Origin of the sequence: Pseudoalteromonas sp. 68 DY56-GL68 (assembly GCF_041414825.1) — a bacterium.
Lineage (GTDB): Bacteria > Pseudomonadota > Gammaproteobacteria > Enterobacterales > Alteromonadaceae > Pseudoalteromonas.
In genome coordinates, this window is the sequence record NZ_JAOCZL010000022.1 from 172,368 (window position 1) to 187,628 (window position 15,261).

Below are 15,261 nucleotides of genomic sequence, written 5' to 3' on the forward strand. Positions count from 1 at the left end.
GCTATAAGAAACGCTTAGACAATGATTTTTTGTCCCAGATCAACCTGTTGCCATAAATGATGATGCAACTTATCTAGCTGTTGCCATTGTTTTTTCTGCAACCAGTCGACTAATGGAGCTGGATCACTCGGAAAATTCAGTTTTTTATTTTGAGGGGATTGAAGCCAGTCATCCATTGCATTTGGATTCAAGTAGCTCATGACATGTGCAGCTCCCATCGCTAATAACGTTTGTGCATTGATACCTTGCTCGAATTGTTTACCTAGTGGCTTTAAGAGTAGCTTTTTACCTAATTGTAAAGCTTCACTAGCAAGCTCAAACCCCGCATTACCGATAACGCCACCCGCATTGGCTAAATCATTTAAAAAGCCGACTCTTGATGGCGCACGCAAATGAATATTGCCTATTGAGCTATCCTTGGCATCGGGGTGATAGCAATAGAACTCACGTTCAGGGAAATCCTTTAAATAATCAACAACACTGTCTAGGTTTTCAAATGGTAAATATACAAGTACTTTGTTTTCGACCATTACAGGGTTGTCATGGTGATGGTTTGCAATAAATGGCGGAATAATATTCTCAGCATAAGGTTGCCAGTGCACACCTAGATAAACATTCGCTGGTGCATAATTACGTATAAGTGCACGCCGCAAGAAAGCCCGACCAAACATAGGCACTTTATCTGATAAAAATGCAGCTTGATGGCTCATACCTACCACAGGTATTCCTTGCTGTCTGGCAGCCCACGCTGTAATAGGTTCAAAGTCATTGAACACTAAATCATAGTGGCGCAAGTCTAAGTTTTTAATATCTTTTAATAACTGTAAAGGGCGTGCATTCTTTAGGGTTTTTAGACTATCAACCTGCCCTGATTTACTATTAAACGATAACCCCCGAAATGTTCTGTAATCGGCAAAATCGTCCATATCAAAGTAATCAAGCTCACTTCGACCAGAAAACACATAGTCTACCTCAACACCCAATGCACTAAAGGTCGTTGCCATGACACGAGCACGTGTAATATGACCATTTCCCGTCCCTTGGATACCATATAAAATTCTCATAGATATTCCACCACCATTACAGCTAACATTGCACAACACGACCCCATCGCCGCTCCTATCAATACATCGGCAGGATAATGTACTCCAATTACCACTCTTGATATGGCTACACCTGATGCCCACATAAAACAGACAAATGAAAGCTCAGGAAAATAAATAGCCAATATTGTGGCCACGACAAATGCTCCTGCACTATGCCCTGACGGTAAACTAAACTGGTCACTCGGGATCAAATAAGCACTTTTGACTAAGCAATCACATGGACGCACCCTTGCAATCCGTTTTTTTGCTAAGAAATAGATAGGCCGTTCTATTGCAAAACCCAATAATAGACACTGTGCAAGTTGCTGAAAGTGTAATTGCTCTGTAAACCACCAAAGAACAATGAACAACACCACATATAACCCGCCATCTCCCGTCTTTGATAAACCGATTGCTGACTTTTTCACCCAATTTGGCGAAGCGTCATTGAAGACACTCAAAAACAGCTGCTCATCAACCTTTGCTAACCTTGTAAGTATGTTGTTTGCCATGGTGAGCTCCTTGTCATACTTTGCGCCTAATTTTTATACTCATCTCAGCTTAGGCGTTAAAAATAACAATTAGGTGACGCTTTTGAGACACTAATGTTGCGGTGCACAAAATCCTTTGATTTAAACCAATAAACCCACATTAAGTCGTTGTTATTGAGTTGTATCAAGGTATACTGAATACTAAACAGACAGTCTCTTTAGAGGATGAAAAAATGGATTACAGCACTTCGGATTTATGCGACCACTTTGCAGATGTGGTTGATGTGCTCGAACCAATGTTTATTAATTTTGGTGGACGCTCAAGCTTTAGTGGTCGAGTAAAAACTGTTAAATGCTTTGAAAACAATGAGCTGATCCGCGAAATTTTATCAACAGATGGAACTGATAGTGTTCTACTCGTTGATGGTGGCGGCTCTACTCGCCGTGCATTAATCGATATTGAGCTGGCTGAGATCGCATTAGAAAATAATTGGCAAGGTATCATCGTTTACGGTGCAATTCGTCATGTTGATGAGTTAGAAGAACTCGACTTAGGTGTTCAAGCGATTGCTTCAATTCCCGTTGCAGCTGATAGCGAAGGTGCCGGCGAAGACGGCATTGGTGTTAACTTCGCAGGGGTTTCGTTTTTTGATGACGACTTTATCTATGCAGATAGCACTGGCATTCTTTTATCTGCCGAAGAATTAGAGTTAGAAGTAATAGAAGAAGACTAAACTCGGTGACTGATTACCTTAAAATTTATGAACGAGCGGCTGTAGAACATTTATGTACACGCCGCTTAAATGAACAAAAAGCATGGCAGGCACTGTCTTTACTTGATACCCATGTTAACGCCCAACAAGCTTTAATTGATGCGAAACACTTCGGGATTCGCTATGTATTGGTTGGAGTATGTGAAGATATTGGCCCACGGGCAAATTTAGGTAATGGTGGCTCACACCAAGCATGGTCTGCCTTTTTAAAGCGTTTCCTAAATCAATCACATAACCAGTTTTTAAATCATGAGCGCGTATTGCTACTAGGCGAAGTGGCGCTTGATGACTTACACCAACAAGCCACACACCTTGATAATAAAAACAATGACGAATTGGCGAAGCTACGCCAGCTTTGTGCAGAAATAGACACCCGCGTTGAGCACGTGCTTGCGATGATCTTCGCTGCGGGTTTAGAGCCTATCGTCATTGGCGGTGGGCACAACAACTGCTTAGGAATTTTGCGGGCCTTAAGTAAACAGTATAATAAACCAGTTCATGCTATAAACCTTGACCCTCATGCAGATTTTAGAGAATGCGAAGGTCGTCACAGCGGCAATGGCTTTAGGTATGCCTTTGAAGAAAATCATCTCGCTGATTATCACGTCATAGGCTTACATGAGTTTAAAAATAATCAAGCGATTCTTGATGCACTTAAAAACGCTCACTTCACCTTTGATAGTTATCAAGATATTCAAGTACGCCGTACTATTGACCTATCAACTGCATGCAAACAAGCAACAGCGCGTTTAAGTAAAGCGCCATTAGGAGTTGAAGTCGATCTCGACAGTATTTCACTAATGCCTGTGAGTGCTTATACAAACTGCGGGTTTAGTGTCGCTGATGCAGAACACTTTGTACATGTTGCAGCAAGCAACAGCAATGCGCATTACTTGCACTTATGCGAAGGTGCGCCCTCACAACATCCGGTTGGTTTAGAAGCAGGAATGAACGATGCTGGCCAAATCATCACCGCTCTTGTGAACGCTTACTTACAAGCTAGGGAAGCAGGTTAGTTCGAGGTTAAGATTGTAGGCGCGATTTTATATCGCGCAATTTATATCACGTAATAAGCAACGTGGGGTAAACCCACAGCTATAATCATTGATGCTCTAAGCGCCACTGTTTTAACCAAGACATCATCCCTACACTACTCAACGGATAGCTAAAATAATATCCTTGAGCCGCATAGGCATTAAGCGACTTAACAAATTTAAGATGCTCTTGAGTTTCTACCCCTTCGCATATTACTTTTGCATTGTTTTGATTGTGCATATCAACCATACCAGACACCAAGCTACGCACTTGGCTTTGATGAGCGAAGTCAGCGGTAAGCGACGGAGCTACTTTTATGTACTCCACATTTAAGTTTGGCAGTTTTGAAAGTAAAATAGGGGTATCACCAAACCCATCTACGCATAATTTGATACCAATACTATTTAATCTGGCTATCATCGCTTTGCCTTGATCATCAAGATTCATAAACAAATCAAGTGGACATTCAATGATCAAGTCACCCACTTCTAAGCGGTGTTCACTGAAAATACGATCGACAAATTCAATAAACTCTTCATTGAGCATTTCGGGGCCAAACACATTAATACTTAAAGGAAGCTCAATCCCTTCCATTCTCAGCGCCATCGCAAGCTCTGCAGCTCGCTCTATTACATACGCAGCGACAGGATAACCAAGGCCTGCAACACGTATATCATCAATGAACTTATTAGCAGCCAAAATACCTTGCTTTGGGTGCTGCCATCGCAATAGCAACTCTAAAAACTCTATGTGCTCATCACTATTACGAATAATCGGTTGAAAATACAGCTCTAATTCGCTGGCAAAATCAAGGTTAGACAACTCGCGCAGCCGTGCTTGTTGTTCAAGCTGTTCAACCATCATATTTGCATGGTAAGGCACAATGGCCTTATGCGGGTTGGAATCAAGCGCAAGGTTGGCAAACGAGAGCAAATTATCAAAACTATGTTCTGGGTTATCACAACTAACGTAGCTGGCTCTGACTTTCACTTCAATGGTGCAATTTGCCACATTAAATGGCTTTAAGGTTACTTGCCTAATTTTATTAATTAATTGCTCATGATGATGTTGCTGCTCTTCGAGTGAACAAATAAACGCAAAATTTAATCCACCTAAATGAACAAGCTTTTCATGAAGTCCTGAAGGGGCCGCGACACTCAGTACAGAGTCTGATTCAAGTTGATGTTTAATACGGCTGGCTGATTGCGCAAGCAACAAGTCTCCAAAATCACGACCTATATGCTGATTTACACTTTCAAAGCCTTCTAAACGTATCACCACTAAAGCGCAATTATTTGGGTGTTGCTGTCGAAAGTGTAAAAAGCCATCTTGCAACGCTTTACGATCAGGCAAGTCGCTTAGAGGCGTTTTATCCATATCATTATGATGAGTTAATACAGAAGGAACTTCTTCCTCTTCGTTGGCTTCTTCGTAGTTGAAAAAGCCCGACACAGTCAGAATTATTACCGCAGATACGAGCCAATAAAAAGCAACATCCAGTAATAAATGGGCAGAAAACAACACCGCAAAACACAATGCTGCTGTGACACTTATAATAATGGCTAACCAATTAGTGGTTCTGAATGCCAGCCAAAGATGGAAACAAAAACTGATCGCCAAAAGCAAAATCAGCCAAGGCTCACTTAAACTCAGGATAGCAAGGCCTAGCATACCATTGACCACTAGGCTGAGTCGTAAAATAGGATTTTGAGTCACACACAGGGCACATATCATAGCCATAAACAGTGCACCTGCCAAAAACACAGCAATGACATCTCCACTCACAAAGAGAAGACTTGTACTGGCACTTGTTAAACTAGCAATCAATGACATGTAATCCAAACTGTGTAAAAGCTCTATCTAATTTAGTCTACCCAAAATCCACAGATTTGACAGTTTATTTACACCAAACTGATAACTTAATTGTGCAGGATGAGATATTTGCCAGTGAGCAATATCAGCACGGGCACCCACTTTTAAGACGCCACGATCATCAAGACCCAATGCACCTGCGGCGTTTCGTGTCACCCCAGCTAATGCTTGCTCTGGAGTCATACGGAAAATAGTACATGCCATATTCATCATCAAATGCAACGAACACAGTGGCGAAGTACCTGGGTTAAAGTCAGTAGAAATAGCAATGGGCACTTGGTACTGCTGTAGCAGCTCTATCGGCGGATATTTTGTTTCTCTTAAGAAGTAAAAAGCACCCGGTAATAATACAGCTGCGGTACCCGCTTTTGCCATAGCCTGAATGCCAGCTTCATCAAGATGCTCGATATGATCGGCTGATAAACCATTAAATTCAGCGACAAGCTCTGCACCATGCTGATTTGATAACTGCTCAGCATGCAATTTTACAGGTAAGTTATATTTCTTCGCGGCTTCAAATACACGCCGTGTTTGCTCATTACTAAACCCGACATTCTCACAAAATGCGTCGACCGCATCAGCCAAGTTGGCTTGGACGACCCGCTCTAACATCTCACCACACACAAGATCGATATATTCATCACTACGACCTTTATATTCTAAAGGTAATGCATGAGCGCCTAAGAAGGTCGTTTTCACATCAACCGGATGGTTTTCACCTAATAAGCGCGCAACTTCGAGAAGTTTAATTTCGTTTTCACAATCAAGACCATAGCCAGATTTAATCTCAACCGTTGTCACCCCTTCTGAAAACAGCGCATTTAAACGCTCTTTTGCTGCAACAAATAATGTTTCATGATCAGCTTCACGCGTAGCGCGAACAGTACTTGCAATCCCCCCGCCATTTGCAGCTATTTGCTCATAACTGACACCTTGAAGTCGTTGTTCAAACTCTTCGGCACGGCTTCCAGCAAAAACAAGGTGAGTATGACAATCAATTAAACCGGGTGTGAGCCATTGCCCTTTCGCTGACACGGTTGGGGTAGCTAATGCATCAAACTTTGGTAGCTCAGCTTGTTTCCCTAACCAGGCAATCTTGCCATCTTTAACAGCAATAGCGCCATTTTCGATAGCACCATAGGGTGCATCAATAGCAGGGTTCATTGTAGCAATATTGGCATCTGTAATTAGTAGATCCCAGTGTGACTCATTATTATTCATTGTGTGCATTTTTCACCTATACTGAATTTTGCAGTGCCCTGACTTAGCTATGCTCAAAGCAGATAACTAAAATAGACGTAAAGTTTATCAAGTCACCTTGTATATACAAGATAATTATGCCACCTTGTAACATACTATTAACTTTATACATCGCCTTCAATGAGCATCACTAAATTCGCACAGATAAAGCAATTTATAGTTGATAATATTCGTTCCGGCCAATGGCAAGAAAACGATCGTGTACCATCAGAGAATGAATTAACCAATCAATTCAAGGTAAGTAGAATGACTGCAAGACGGGCACTGAGTGAACTGACAGATGCTGGCATTCTAACTCGTAGCCAAGGACTCGGTACCTTTGTTGCCAGTTTAAAATCACAGTCTTCTCTCCTTGAGATAAAAAATATTGCCGACGAAGTTAAAGCTCGAAATGGCCAATACAGCTGTACAATTTTAGTAATGGAATCAATACAAGCCGTTGCGCCTATTGCTATAGCATTGAGTGTTGATATTGATAGTCATGTTTATCGAAGTGTTATTGTCCACAATGAAAATGAGCAACCATTACAAGTTGAAGAGCGTTTCGTCAATCCAAAGCTGGCTAAAGATTATTTGCAACAGAACTTTCACACCCTGACTCCCCACGAATACCTTTCAAGTGCAGCCCCGTTAACAGAAGCAAGACATACAGTTGAAGCAATCATGCCAAATAATGAAATGTGTCAGTGGCTCAACCTCTACAATGAAGAGCCTTGCCTGCAGGTTATTCGTCGAACTTGGTGCTCTGAGGGGATCGTAAGCTTTGCACGCTTAGTCTCCCCAGGCAGTAAATATAGACTGGGAGGGCATTTAACCTTTAAAAAATAACCGCTTAAATTGGCCACTGATATTGAAAGCCTAAAGACTCAATTGCCGAGCCATCAATGATTCGCATCTTGGCCTCATCGCTGGTAAAACTTGGCTCAGGGCTACCCTGCTCAGCACACTTTTGCTGGTAATAATCAACTTTTGTCGGGTGAGCAGGATTGACTACATTATAGATTGCAGATGCATCTGACCAACCTTCAATCAACTTGAAAATGGCATGAATAACATCGTCTCGATGCACCATATTGACGAGTTGTTGGCTTGAACTCTTAAGCTCCTTACCTGCAACAAACCGCCCTGGTTCACGGTTTGGCCCAACTAGCCCCGCCAACCGCAATACTTTACCGCCCACTTGTAGCACACATTGTTCGGCATCATACAAAAGCTGTTGGCGAGGTGATGAACATTCAATCGTACTTTGCTCTGTATATGTATTATCAGCGTTGTTATACACACCCGTTGAAGAACATAAAATAAACCCACGGCATTGCAGCGATTTAGCTAACTCTAAACTAGCAGAAAGCGTTGCTAGGTAATCACTTTGACTATCACGACTTTTAGGTGGAATAGCACATACCCACCACGCGTCCTTTAAAGAGACAGTATGCTTCAATCCACTTGGTTGTAATATCAATTGGCGTTGAAAGTCATAGTCATGCTTGGCCTCTCTTCTTGTGCCTTGCACCTGCCAACCTAACTCCTTTGCCTTAAGACAAAGTGCTTCCCCTAGCCAGCCAGCGCCTAGTACCACTAATTTATTATCATTAACAATCACTTGGTAACATCCCCTTGTGTTATGTATTATTTTATTAACAAACTTTACTTTGCCTTGTAGCGATTTGGGTGCAAATATGATTAGATAGATTACTCTAGCTAATAATAAAAACACGTGCACCTATGTTAAACAACCTCTCTTTACGTAAAAAAATATTACTTCTCATCGGTGGGACGATCAGTGTACTACTTATCATCGCGTCGAGCTTTTTTGTTAGTCACATTGCTGACTTATCACGACAAGCAATTCAGCGAGAAGCTGACAGTTATCTACAAAGTGAGCGACTTTCAATGCAAGGTTACTTTGCTCGCTATGGTAAAGTTGTTGAAACTTTTATTACTAACCCACATTTAGTGAATTGGTTTGAAAATTGGACTGAGCGTGATCAACCACTTGATAACCAACCTGGGTACGACAGCATCAATCAAGACTTTGTACGCATCAGTGGTAATGATGACAACATTCTATCTGCTTTTTTTGCCTCAGCAACCACCGGTGAATACTTTAAAGAAAATGAGCGTACTACACACTTTAATGGTGACCCCTATTACGCTTATAAACGTGGTTGGTGGCAAGACGCGCTAGCAATAAACAAGCTCTATGTCGGCCCTATTTCCGTTGACTTAACCACAGGCAACGCATCGGCGGTTGTACAACAACCAGTGTATAACCAAAATAAACTCATTGGTTTTGGTGGTGTCGACTTACAGCTCAACAATATTAACGACATGGTCGAGAATATTCGTTTCAACGGTCGAGGATTTGGTTTTTTACTTGATGGCAACCAAAAAGTTGTGCACCTTTCAAAACGAACAGGTCACAAACTATCAATTACCGACGAAGGCCCAAATGGCAAAGAAGGCCTAGAAGCGCTAGAGAAACAATTTAACGATACATCAGGCTTTAGCGAATTAAATCGTGTTATGAAAAGTAAAAAAGACGGTAGTAGCTTCATCACTTTTAAAGGAGAAGAGTATTACGTTGTCTTCAATCGCCTTGAATTAGAAACCCCTTATCTTGATTGGTATGTAGGTATTTTAATTCCGACCAGCATGATTGATGAGCCTGTCAATGATGCCGTAATGACAACCACAACATCAGTGATCATTATTCTCGCGATTATCATTGCAATGATCTTTTGGGCTACGCAAATGATCACCAAACCATTGACTAAGCTAACTTATATTATGCGTGATATCGCCTCAGGAGATGGCGACCTAACACAAAAAATCGATATAAAAAGTCACGATGAAGTGGGTCAATTAGCCCTGCATATGAACACCTTTATCGATAAATTGCGTGCAATGATGCTCAATACTGCAGCGCAAGCGGAGCAGTTAAGCCAAGCAGCTTCACAACTAAAAACAGTGTCACAAAAAACCAATGATGAAATTCAACAAGAGAAACAACAGGTAGACAGTGTTAGTGCAGCGGTCACTGAAATGGCCTCAACAGTACTCGAAATTTCGCGCAATGCACAAAATACCAATAATGCTGCTGAACAAGTACAAACCATTACTGTTGATGGCACAAAACGTTCTACACAGGCTCAGTCAGTCATGACCGCATTAGCAAGTCACATTGGTGAAGCGTCTAAAGTCGTTGCTGGTCTTGAGCAAGAAAGTGGCAATATTGGTGCCGTCATCGATGTGATCAACTCTATTGCAGAACAAACTAATTTACTGGCTCTTAATGCTGCTATTGAAGCTGCGCGTGCAGGCGAGCAAGGTCGAGGTTTTGCTGTGGTTGCTGATGAGGTTCGTTCATTGGCAAGCAGAACGCAAGAGTCAACTGATGATATTCGTAATATGATCAGCCGATTGCAACAGATTGCTCAGCAAGCATCAACGATGATGCAACAAGGACAAGAGCGCGCTGAAGGTTCTGTTGAACAAACACAAATTGTGCTTACAGCACTGCAAGACATTGCACAATCAGTGACAAATGTGCAAGATCAAAGTCATCAAATTGCGACTTCAACGGAGCAACAAACGGTAGTCGCAGAAGATATCAATAACAGCCTTGCGGCTATTAACCATTTAGTGAATAGCACGGCAGATCATGCTCATGAATTGGCTGATGAAGCCCGTGATTTGAATGAGTTAGCAGTCTCGTTAAATAAAACGGTTAATCAGTTTAAGTTATAAAGATAAATTGCTGATGTGATTAAAAACCCGATATCACCTGAAGATAATATCGGGTTTTTATCGTCAGCCTTCCCTGTTACCTGCGGCGCAACTGCTTTCGCATGATCCATAAAGTCTTGCCACTGCTGCTGATTCCATAAAGCAGCTCCTTGTTTGTCCATTCCTTGTTTTGATTGCGTTTGTACTTGTTCCATATAGTCACCTCCTTACGCTAGCTTCATCCATTTTAGGTTCCTTACCACTTGCCGCTCCTTAGCAATTATCCATTCACCTTTTCCATAAAGCGTTGCCATTGTGCGCTTGTCCATAACGCCTTGTTACTTCCTTGCTTTCCATTATGCTTTGCTACGTTTTCCATTATGTAACTCCTTGCGGTTTATAATCCATTATTCCTACAGCTTTTCCTTGCTGTGCTCCTAAATCATCCTTATGTGCAATTATCGTTTAGCAATGATATACACAGCATGAATCAAGCCTGGAATGTACCCTAATAAGGTTAAAAGAATATTAATCCAGAATTGTGCACCCAAACCTACCTGTAAAAATACACCTAAAGGGGGAATTAAAACTGACAATATAATGCGAATTAAGTCCATGATTCACTCCTTGAAAACAAAATAAAAACCCAGCCAAAGCTGGGCTTTCATTAATTACTTATTATTCAGCAACAATCGTTAACTCATCGATTACTTTGCGAACATCTTCAGCATTTTCTGCAATGCTTACTGCAAGCTGTTTTTCAGCTTCTGATTCAACGGTACCTTTAAGGGTTACAACACCTTTGTCAGTATCTACATCGATATCAGTACCACCTACTTCAGAATTAAATAGGAAGCGAGTTGTAATCACAGTGCTGATTTTGGCATCTGTTAGATCACTTTCAGCTGAATCACCTTTCTCTTTTTTGGCGTGCTTAGCTTTCATGTCTTTTACGACTGTAAGCTTGTTTTCAACATCAGTTACGCCATCTAAGCTTAATACCAGCTCTTCTGCTAACTCTTTATCAAGCTCACTATTCACTTTACCAGTTAGTACAACCTTGCCATTTTTTACATCTGTGTTGATGTCAAAGTTGTTTAGATTTGTGTTCATTAAAAGAACAGTTTCTGCCTTACCATCAATCCAAGCGTCTTTACTTTCATTTTCCCAGCTGCTTGCCTGAGCTGACATGCTAGTAGCACCAATAACTAACGCGGCAATCATAGACTTGTTGAATGTATTCATAATCTTTCTCCTTTTGATTAAAGACACATTACTTAATGCGACTTTGATGCCAACTATTTATCACTTTAATATCAAAAGGTTATAATTACATCTATTCAAGACACATATTCTTCTCGGTAACAATTTACAGGCTGCTCGGTAATAAGTTCACAATGTTGCAAAAATAACCAATTAATTGCAGATAACATTAATCTATGGTTAATTTAACGAAGTTGCTAATAAGCCAAAAAACACAACAACTTGATTTTTATATAAATAAAATTTGGCCTAAGCTTTGCTTTATATCGAATAACAGAAGAATCACTTTATAATCACAACAGGGAACTACCATGGCCGTTAAGCTCGAAGATCGTCCAATCGATCAAGTAAGAGAAGAAGTCATTGACCAACTCATTTATAACTACAGTCATGCAGTTATTTCAGCTGAAGCATTTGAACGCCGACTAGATCAAGCAATGGCAGCCACCAGCAACGAAGTACTTGTTGAGCTTGTTGCTGACTTAGCGCTAAAAGCTGATACAGATTACAAATCGCATAAGCATGCGCAATTTAAACCTCACTACAGCCATAGCAGCGACAACGAAAACTTACAGCTACGCAGTATTCTTGGTTCAAATGAGCGTAGCGGCCAGTGGCTTGTGCCAAAAGAAATTCACCTCACAAACTGCTTAGGTTCAATCGAGCTCGACTTTAGCGAAGCGATTTTCCAGCATCAGCATGTCACTATTTACGTAAACTGTATTTTAGGTAACGACGAAATCTACGTGCCTGAACATGTCAATGTGGTATCTAAACTGTTTAGCGTTATTGGCAGCGTAGAAAACAAGTCAGTCGCTCTAAATAAAGGTCAGGGCCCAACCATTACCATTGAAGGTAACGTATGGCTAGGCTCAGTAGAGATCAAAGTAAAGCGTACCATGAAAGAAAAGTTCATCAGCTTTGCCAATAGCCTAAAAGCCAGTTGGAAAGAAATGAACAAGGTGCAGTAAAAGTTGCGAGATATTGTAGGCGCGATTTTACATCGCGCAATAGGAACAAATGACGCAGGGTAAACCTGCACCTACAACCACCACACGAAATAAATTTCACGCTTTTATCAAACCGAAACCACCTTTGTAGGCGCGATTTTACATCGCGCAATAGGGTAACAAATGACGCGTGGTAAACCTGCTGCTACAACTACCGCGCGAAATGAATTTCACGGCGAGATCAAAGATCATTATTCCTTTCACTTGGAATATCACTGAAATATTCTACAAACTCCACTTCAAAACCTGCGGGGTCGATAAAATAAACATTTTTACGGTATGGATTTTCTGGGCCGTGTTTATCAATTTCATAACCGGCTGAAACAAGACGTTCAATGACGGCATTAATGTCGTTTGTTACATAAGCAAAATGGGCAAGGCCAACTTGATGACCCGCTAAATCACGATTTTCATCTTCACCGTTATCACTTAATGCAAGGTATTGGTAATCATCACCAAAGTGCAGCCATTTGCGTGGTTTTCCAGACCATGTGCTGTCACCTTGACTACGCACACGCCAGTGCGGGAATGCGACTTTATAAAAGTGCAGCATGGCATCAACATTACTAACAACAAGGTTTACGTGTTCTAAATACATGGTAGTTTTCCTTTTTATTTTTAAACTGCCACCAAGATAAAACCTCAAGTTAAGTTTAGGTAAAGCGTTTTTTCAAATAAAAAAGCCCCACTAAAGTGAGGCTTTTAAAAAATGATTAGTTATTGATGAATTAACTACCCGCAACCTGCATTTGTTCAATTAATACAGAGCCTGTTTGAATACCGCCACGACGCTCAATATCACCACCTAAGCCAACGACCGCTTTAAGCATATCTTTTAAGTTACCAGCAATTGTGATTTCACTTACAGGATATTGGATTTCACCATTCTCAACCCAGAAACCCGCTGCGCCACGTGAGTAATCACCAGTCACCGTGTTCACACCTTGACCCATAAGTTCAGTTACCAATAAGCCTGTGCCCATGGTTTTTAATAGCGCTTTCAAATCGGCATGGGTTTGTTCAACTAGCCAGTTATGAATACCACCAGCATGACCCGTTGGTGCCATCGATAGTTTACGCGCTGCATAGCTTGCTAACAGGTAAGTTTGCAGCTCACCACCTTGAATAATTTCACGATCGACGGTTTTTAAACCTTCAGCATCAAACGGCGAAGACGCTAAACCTTTTAATAAATGCGGGCGCTCAGAGATATTCACACAATCGCTAAATACTTTAGTTCCTAAGCTATCAAGCAAGAAACTCGATTTACGATAAAGCGCACCACCGCCAATTGCCGACACTAAATGGCCGAATAATGAATTGGCAATATCCGCTCTAAAAATAACAGGCACTTTCATGGTACCGAGCTTTTGGCTATTAAGTTTAGCCAAGGTTTCTGTTGCTGCTTCGAGACCCACTTTTGCAGCGTCATTTAAATCATCTTTATGGCGCGCTACGGTATACGCGGAATCGCGCTGCATTTGCTCGCCTTCTTTACCAATCACCATAGTGCTAATGCTATGACGCGTACGCGGGTAACCTGCAATCATGCCATGGCTGTTACCGTAAACACGTAAACCTTGGTGAGAAGAAAAACTTGCACCGTCTGAATTTACAATACGCTCATCGGCGTTTAGTGCCGCTTGCTCTGCTTGATGACAAAGTTCAATACCTTGCTCTGGGCTTACTTCCCACGGGTGGTATAAATCTAAATCGAGCGGCGCAAACTCAAGTAGCTCTTTATCAGCGATTCCATTATATGGATCGTCAGAAGTAAATTTTGCGATATCAATGGCTTTTTCAACCACTGTACGTAATGTTTTAGGGTTTAAGTCGGCCGTTGAAGCAGAGCCTTTGTTATTACCCACATAAACACTGATACCTAAGCCACCGTCTTGGTTAAACTCTATTGTTTCAACTTCGCCCATGCGTGTACTGACAGACAAACCTGACGTGCTCGACATCGCCGCTTCTGCTGCTGTTGCACCGAGCTTTTTTGCATGCTCGAGTACTTCGCTGACCGCGTCTTTAACTTCAGAAATGTGTTGATAAATAGGATCTTTCATCTTGTGTGTCCTAGGTTCTGCTATTTTTTATAGTGTAACGAATGCTAACACACTGCGAGACGTGCATCAGCTAATATTAATCATTAACTAAATGACGTATAATAGCGAATAGTTAAGTTTACTGAATGAGCATCCTTATGGCGAAGAAGAAAAAGCCACTTATCGAAGAAGAAATTATTTACGTATCAAAAAGCGAATTAAAACGTGAAGCCATGCAATATCATGGTCTGGGTGCTGAAATCGCAAAAATGCCAAAAAAGCAACGTGATCGTTTACCACTCAATCACGATTTAAAAGAAGCGTTAGTTGTTTCTGATAAGGTCAGTGATAAAAGTGATGCTTACCGCCGTAACTTAAACTACATCGCAAAAGTATTACGTACCACAGAAAACGTGGACGAAATTCAGGCCATGATCGACATCATGCTAAACAAAAATAACCAAGCTGATGTATTAATGAATAAAATCGAAAAGCTTCGAGATGATTTAATCAAGCAAGGTGACGACTTAATTAATCCAACTATTGAGCAATATCCAGCACTTGAGCGCCAAAAAATGCGCCAGTTAGTGCGCGGCGCTGCCAAAGAAGTAAAAGCAGAAAAACCAGCTAAAAGTTACAAAGAATTATTCCAGTATCTGAAAGATGCGATTATGGTTTAAATTATTTTAATAAACTGA

General features: G+C 41.2%; 16 protein-coding genes. 6 read left to right on the forward strand and 10 right to left on the reverse strand.

Annotation, left to right across the window (positions count from 1 at the left end):
* Positions 1-14 precede the first annotated feature (14 nt).
* The gene (locus NYF15_RS17950) at positions 15-1,064 is read right to left on the reverse strand and encodes an MJ1255/VC2487 family glycosyltransferase (RefSeq protein WP_341803752.1); all 1,050 of its coding nucleotides are present in this window, start codon (positions 1,062-1,064) and stop codon (positions 15-17) included.
* On the reverse strand, positions 1,061-1,597 hold the full coding sequence (locus NYF15_RS17955; protein WP_371354303.1) for a phosphatase PAP2 family protein: 537 nt from the start codon (positions 1,595-1,597) through the stop codon (positions 1,061-1,063). Before NYF15_RS17955 ends, NYF15_RS17950 begins: the two co-directional genes overlap by 4 nt.
* A 212-nt stretch (positions 1,598-1,809) precedes the next feature.
* Between NYF15_RS17955 and rraA the strand changes: the two genes are divergently transcribed.
* Both rraA and NYF15_RS17965 read left to right on the forward strand, forming a co-directional pair.
* Positions 1,810-2,310: a ribonuclease E activity regulator RraA gene (rraA, locus tag NYF15_RS17960; protein WP_130151651.1), complete on the forward strand. Its 501-nt coding sequence runs from the start codon at positions 1,810-1,812 to the stop codon at positions 2,308-2,310.
* A gap of 5 nt (positions 2,311-2,315) precedes the next feature.
* Entirely contained in the window at positions 2,316-3,365 is a 1,050-nt protein-coding gene (locus NYF15_RS17965; RefSeq protein WP_341803750.1) for a formimidoylglutamase, read from the forward strand.
* 85 nt (positions 3,366-3,450) lie between these two features.
* On the opposite strand, the gene NYF15_RS17970 is transcribed toward NYF15_RS17965, so the two are convergent.
* Together NYF15_RS17970 and hutI are read right to left on the reverse strand one after the other, a co-directional pair.
* Positions 3,451-5,124 (reverse strand): EAL domain-containing protein, encoded by a 1,674-nt coding sequence (locus NYF15_RS17970; protein ID WP_371354394.1) that lies wholly within the window; start codon positions 5,122-5,124, stop codon positions 3,451-3,453.
* Between the two features lie 120 nt (positions 5,125-5,244).
* Positions 5,245-6,486 carry an imidazolonepropionase gene (gene hutI, locus NYF15_RS17975; protein WP_130151648.1) on the reverse strand — a complete coding sequence of 414 codons (1,242 nt, stop codon included), beginning with the start codon at positions 6,484-6,486 and terminating at the stop codon, positions 5,245-5,247.
* A gap of 150 nt (positions 6,487-6,636) precedes the next feature.
* On the opposite strand from hutI, the gene hutC reads away from it, so the two are divergent.
* A complete protein-coding gene (gene hutC / locus NYF15_RS17980) occupies positions 6,637-7,344 on the forward strand; it encodes a histidine utilization repressor (RefSeq protein WP_371354304.1) in 708 nt (235 codons plus the stop codon).
* Between the two features lie 4 nt (positions 7,345-7,348).
* Here the strand turns inward: hutC and NYF15_RS17985 are convergent, their stop codons facing one another.
* Positions 7,349-8,119: an NADP-binding protein gene (locus NYF15_RS17985; protein WP_371354305.1), complete on the reverse strand. Its 771-nt coding sequence runs from the start codon at positions 8,117-8,119 to the stop codon at positions 7,349-7,351.
* A 122-nt stretch (positions 8,120-8,241) separates the two neighbouring features.
* Between NYF15_RS17985 and NYF15_RS17990 the strand changes: the two genes are divergently transcribed.
* Positions 8,242-10,266, forward strand: coding sequence for a methyl-accepting chemotaxis protein (locus NYF15_RS17990; RefSeq protein WP_371354306.1), 2,025 nt, complete (start codon positions 8,242-8,244; stop codon positions 10,264-10,266).
* On the opposite strand, the gene NYF15_RS17995 is transcribed toward NYF15_RS17990, so the two are convergent.
* From NYF15_RS17995 to NYF15_RS18005, 3 genes are all read right to left on the reverse strand, one after another.
* Positions 10,251-10,460, reverse strand: coding sequence for a hypothetical protein (locus tag NYF15_RS17995; protein WP_130151644.1), 210 nt, complete (start codon positions 10,458-10,460; stop codon positions 10,251-10,253). The genes NYF15_RS17990 and NYF15_RS17995 overlap by 16 nt on opposite strands.
* A 243-nt stretch (positions 10,461-10,703) precedes the next feature.
* Complete coding sequence (locus NYF15_RS18000) at positions 10,704-10,862, reverse strand: YqaE/Pmp3 family membrane protein (RefSeq protein WP_064971745.1); 159 nt, start codon at positions 10,860-10,862, stop codon at positions 10,704-10,706.
* A 61-nt stretch (positions 10,863-10,923) separates the two neighbouring features.
* Entirely contained in the window at positions 10,924-11,490 is a 567-nt protein-coding gene (locus NYF15_RS18005) for a BON domain-containing protein (protein ID WP_130151643.1), read from the reverse strand.
* 329 nt (positions 11,491-11,819) lie between these two features.
* Between NYF15_RS18005 and NYF15_RS18010 the strand changes: the two genes are divergently transcribed.
* Complete coding sequence (locus NYF15_RS18010) at positions 11,820-12,479, forward strand: LiaF domain-containing protein (protein ID WP_371354307.1); 660 nt, start codon at positions 11,820-11,822, stop codon at positions 12,477-12,479.
* Between the two features lie 220 nt (positions 12,480-12,699).
* Here the strand turns inward: NYF15_RS18010 and NYF15_RS18015 are convergent, their stop codons facing one another.
* Together NYF15_RS18015 and pmbA are read right to left on the reverse strand one after the other, a co-directional pair.
* Positions 12,700-13,116, reverse strand: a complete 417-nt coding sequence (locus tag NYF15_RS18015; RefSeq protein WP_130151641.1) for a VOC family protein — start codon at positions 13,114-13,116, stop codon at positions 12,700-12,702.
* A gap of 130 nt (positions 13,117-13,246) precedes the next feature.
* Positions 13,247-14,584: a metalloprotease PmbA gene (gene pmbA / locus NYF15_RS18020; protein ID WP_371354308.1), complete on the reverse strand. Its 1,338-nt coding sequence runs from the start codon at positions 14,582-14,584 to the stop codon at positions 13,247-13,249.
* A gap of 137 nt (positions 14,585-14,721) precedes the next feature.
* On the opposite strand from pmbA, the gene yjgA reads away from it, so the two are divergent.
* The gene (gene yjgA, locus NYF15_RS18025) at positions 14,722-15,243 is read left to right on the forward strand and encodes a ribosome biogenesis factor YjgA (protein WP_062567435.1); all 522 of its coding nucleotides are present in this window, start codon (positions 14,722-14,724) and stop codon (positions 15,241-15,243) included.
* Positions 15,244-15,261: the final 18 nt, after the last annotated feature.

Bases quoted from the DNA above. Each gene is read 5' to 3' on its own strand.
- hutC (WP_371354304.1), top strand. From the start codon at position 6,637: ATGAGCATCACTAAATTCGCACAGATAAAGCAATTTATAGTTGATAAT.
- NYF15_RS18015 (WP_130151641.1), bottom strand. From the start codon at position 13,116: ATGTATTTAGAACACGTAAACCTTGTTGTTAGTAATGTTGATGCCATG.
- NYF15_RS17955 (WP_371354303.1), bottom strand. From the start codon at position 1,597: ATGGCAAACAACATACTTACAAGGTTAGCAAAGGTTGATGAGCAGCTG.
- yjgA (WP_062567435.1), top strand. From the start codon at position 14,722: ATGGCGAAGAAGAAAAAGCCACTTATCGAAGAAGAAATTATTTACGTA.
- NYF15_RS17995 (WP_130151644.1), bottom strand. From the start codon at position 10,460: ATGGAACAAGTACAAACGCAATCAAAACAAGGAATGGACAAACAAGGA.
- NYF15_RS17950 (WP_341803752.1), bottom strand. From the start codon at position 1,064: ATGAGAATTTTATATGGTATCCAAGGGACGGGAAATGGTCATATTACA.
- NYF15_RS18010 (WP_371354307.1), top strand. From the start codon at position 11,820: ATGGCCGTTAAGCTCGAAGATCGTCCAATCGATCAAGTAAGAGAAGAA.
- NYF15_RS18000 (WP_064971745.1), bottom strand. From the start codon at position 10,862: ATGGACTTAATTCGCATTATATTGTCAGTTTTAATTCCCCCTTTAGGT.
- NYF15_RS17990 (WP_371354306.1), top strand. From the start codon at position 8,242: ATGTTAAACAACCTCTCTTTACGTAAAAAAATATTACTTCTCATCGGT.
- pmbA (WP_371354308.1), bottom strand. From the start codon at position 14,584: ATGAAAGATCCTATTTATCAACACATTTCTGAAGTTAAAGACGCGGTC.
- hutI (WP_130151648.1), bottom strand. From the start codon at position 6,486: ATGCACACAATGAATAATAATGAGTCACACTGGGATCTACTAATTACA.
- NYF15_RS18005 (WP_130151643.1), bottom strand. From the start codon at position 11,490: ATGAATACATTCAACAAGTCTATGATTGCCGCGTTAGTTATTGGTGCT.
- rraA (WP_130151651.1), top strand. From the start codon at position 1,810: ATGGATTACAGCACTTCGGATTTATGCGACCACTTTGCAGATGTGGTT.
- NYF15_RS17970 (WP_371354394.1), bottom strand. From the start codon at position 5,124: ATGGCTATGATATGTGCCCTGTGTGTGACTCAAAATCCTATTTTACGA.